This is a genomic window from Bacillus hominis (assembly GCF_018332515.1).
GTDB classification, from domain to species: domain Bacteria; phylum Bacillota; class Bacilli; order Bacillales; family Bacillaceae_G; genus Bacillus_A; species Bacillus_A hominis.
The window spans coordinates 1-3,282 of record NZ_BOQD01000347.1; the positions used below are offsets into that span (position 1 = coordinate 1).

General features: G+C 31.8%; 4 protein-coding genes. 2 read left to right on the forward strand and 2 right to left on the reverse strand.

Annotated elements, in window-relative coordinates:
• Positions 1–164 precede the first annotated feature (164 nt).
• Complete coding sequence (gene pdxR, locus KI356_RS24400) at positions 165–1,598, forward strand: MocR-like pyridoxine biosynthesis transcription factor PdxR (protein ID WP_212936714.1); 1,434 nt, start codon at positions 165–167, stop codon at positions 1,596–1,598.
• Positions 1,599–1,642: 44 nt separating this feature from the next.
• Here pdxR and KI356_RS24405 read toward each other — a convergent pair whose 3' ends face one another.
• Complete coding sequence (locus tag KI356_RS24405) at positions 1,643–2,173, reverse strand: DUF4269 domain-containing protein (RefSeq protein WP_097829291.1); 531 nt, start codon at positions 2,171–2,173, stop codon at positions 1,643–1,645.
• 174 nt (positions 2,174–2,347) lie between these two features.
• Here KI356_RS24405 and KI356_RS24410 point away from each other — a divergent pair, with 174 nt between their 5' ends.
• On the forward strand, positions 2,348–2,809 hold the full coding sequence (locus tag KI356_RS24410; protein ID WP_097829292.1) for a DUF2306 domain-containing protein: 462 nt from the start codon (positions 2,348–2,350) through the stop codon (positions 2,807–2,809).
• A gap of 135 nt (positions 2,810–2,944) precedes the next feature.
• Here the strand turns inward: KI356_RS24410 and KI356_RS24415 are convergent.
• Positions 2,945–3,282 (reverse strand): glycerophosphodiester phosphodiesterase family protein (locus KI356_RS24415; protein ID WP_274388402.1); only part of this gene is annotated, 338 nt, incomplete at its 5' end.

Sequence of the window (3,282 nt, forward strand, 5' to 3'; positions counted from 1 at the left end):
TTATTCTGCATATTTTTTCTCCCTCTCCAATAAACCAGCCATTTTTTAATTACCAATTATTTCTTTTCATCATATTTAATAGTTGATACAATGTCTTCAACCAGTTATTCCTCGAAAAAACCAACCACTTTGTATTTTTAAAATGAATGAGGGAGTTTTTTAATATGTCTACCGATAAAAGACCGCCAAAATATCGACAAATAATAGACTATATGAAAGAAAAAATTGAAAACGGAGAATGGACAATTGGAAGTAAGATTCCTAGTCAGCGGCAGTTAGCGAAATTATTTCATGTCAATCGTAGTACTGTAATAACTGCACTAGAAGAACTTATGGCAGATGGTTTAATTCAAGGGAAAATTGGGGCGGGAACAATTGTAATGAATAATACATGGTCATTATTAGCGACTAATCCCCCGCCTGATTGGAGTGAATATGTGAAAGCTGGTATTCATAAACCGAGTAAATTAATGGTTCGAGAAATTAATGAAGCAGAAGCAAATAAAAAATTCATTCATCTTAGTAAAGGAGAACTTGCACCTCATCTTTTCCCGTTAGAAACCATGAAATTCATTATGGGAAACGTATGTGAGGAGCTAGATTATTTCGGATACGAGGAACAAAAAGGATATTTCCCTTTACGTGAAGCGATAAGTAATTATGTAAAATCATTCGGAATAAATACATCTCCAAGTTCTGTATTAATAGTCTCTGGTGCATTGCAAGCATTACAATTAATATCAATTGGTCTCTTACATAGAGAATCAACTGTTTTACTTGAACAACCATCTTACTTATATTCGCTACATGTATTTCAATCGGCTAATATTCACCTTTCTGGAATACAGATGGATCATCATGGTATTTTTCCTAATGATTTGATAAGACGAATTAATTATAGTCAAAAGAAAAATATTTTATATTCGATTCCTTGTTTTCAAAATCCAACGGGTGCATTAATGTCCAAAGAGCGTCGAAAAGAAATACTAAAAATTTGCGAAAAAGAACAATTGCCTATCATTGAAGATGATATTTATCGTGAGTTATGGATTGATGAACTACCTCCACCTCCGTTAAAATCAATGGATAAACATGGACATGTATTATATATTGGTAGTCTCTCTAAAACGCTTAGTCCAGGACTTAGAATTGGTTGGATTATCGGACCAGAGCCAGTTATTGATAGATTATCAGACATAAAAATGCAAACAGACTATGGATCGAGTTCTTTATCTCAAAGAGTTGCTGCGGAATGGTTAAGTAAAGGCTTTTATGAAGAACACGTTGCGAACGTAAGGATCCACCTGAAAGAGCGCAGACGAATGATGTTACAAGCTTTAGACAAGTATTGTGCAGATATTGCTACATGGGATATCCCAAGTGGTGGATTTTTTATATGGCTAACGGTTGTACCTAACATTCCAATGAAAAAACTGTTTTCAGAGGCCTTATCAAAGGGAGTACTTTTAAACCCAGGACGTATTTATGAAGAAGAATCGGATCAGTGTATACGCTTATCGTATGGATATGCTTCCACTGAACAAATTGCTCAAGGTATTTATATATTAAGTAATTTGATTCGTAAGTTAATGGCATAATAAAAATCCTCTTTTATATAAAGAGGATTTTTTGTGTACCTTATTTACCACAATCTCATTTCCTGTCCTAATAAAATAAGTTCTTCATAAGGATCTCCGTCAATTTTTAATACTTGTGCAAAAGCCGGTTCTGTTTTTACGCCTTGTTCTTTTAATTCAATTACTTCTTCTCTAATGTGTGGGTGCTGCATTAATAGCATGTGCTCCACTATCATATGTTTATATGCATTTTGGTTACGTACTGGCTGCGGTTGAGCAAATAATTCAAATTCAAAACCTTCAAATTGAAAATTCACCTTTATTGTTAAGAGATTTTTAATGTTTTTCTTTTTTATTTCAAATTCTTCGTATGAGCCATACAATGATCTAATTTCCTGTTCAAAAAAATCATAATTATGTACTTCCATTACAATGTCTAAGTCAGAATGAAGGGTATCAATTCTAATAGGGATTGTCCCGCAAAGTACAGGGCTATATAAAGCTAAATCCTCCATTATGTTTAGTTTATTAATAACTTCGTAAACTTTTTGTTGTTTATCGTTCCCAGATTGTAAGTATGTGATAGATGTAAACATAAAAGTCTCTCCTTCATTTAACGTAATACTCGTCTCACTAAATTTGAGAAAAAATTTAATCTTTTCGTTTTGTTCTAAGAGTACCTATATTTCAATATATTAAGCCAAACTAACAATGTTTTTCAACTTTTCTCCTATACTACAATACTATAAAATAAAAAAGGAGGAATTTTTATGAGCATTTTTAACGTGATTTTAACCATACACATTTTATTTGGAACAATATGCTTAATCACTGGTATCGTAGCGATGCTTGCTCAAAAAAAGAAAGGAAAGCATACAGAATGGGGCGAAATATATCATGCATCCTATGTTGTTATAACCATTACTGCAATTATATTGTCCATATTAAATTGGGATAAAATCGCATATTTATTTTATGTAGCAATTATCTCCTATTCATTTGCGATTTACGGATATCTCGCAAGAAAACAGCGATGGAAAAATTGGCTAGGACATCATATTAGAGGTATGTTAGGCTCATACATTGGTGCAGTGACCGCACTTTTAGTGAACATTGGGATGTATATTCCTATTATAAATTTACTACCACCAATATGTTTTTGGTTCTTACCTACCCTAATTGGCATTCCTCTTGTATCTAGTGTATCAAAAAGGTATAAAAAACAAAGGTAAAATTAATTACAGTTTAATTACCTTCTAATTTATTTTGTAAAAATAGAATGGAACACCTTATTATTATAAGGATAACCAGAAAGTGAAAATAAAAAGAATCCCATAATGCTCGGATTCTTTTTATTTATGATTTTTTTAAGACGATATTGAATGCAAACGATCCGGATAATTAGTAAACATCCCGTCTACACCCCATTTTAGTAACTTCTCCATATCTTTTTCATTATCTACTGTAAATGGATGAATTTCTAAGCCATGTTTCTTTATGTTTTTTACATAGACTGCATCAATATACTTATAGTTCATGCCTAGGCCAATGCAGTATGTTTTATAGTTTTTTATTTCTAAATCTGTTAATTGAACTGCTTTTTTATATGATAATAATTGTACTAACGGTATATTGGCATTTAAACTATGAATCTTTCGTAGACTTTCTTCACTAAATGATTGAATAATAACTTTATCACTTATTT

Excerpts from the sequence above, each read along its gene's own strand:
- KI356_RS24410 (WP_097829292.1), top strand. The coding sequence starts at position 2,348 with ATGAGCATTTTTAACGTGATTTTAACCATACACATTTTATTTGGAACA.
- pdxR (WP_212936714.1), top strand. The coding sequence starts at position 165 with ATGTCTACCGATAAAAGACCGCCAAAATATCGACAAATAATAGACTAT.
- KI356_RS24405 (WP_097829291.1), bottom strand. The coding sequence starts at position 2,173 with ATGTTTACATCTATCACATACTTACAATCTGGGAACGATAAACAACAA.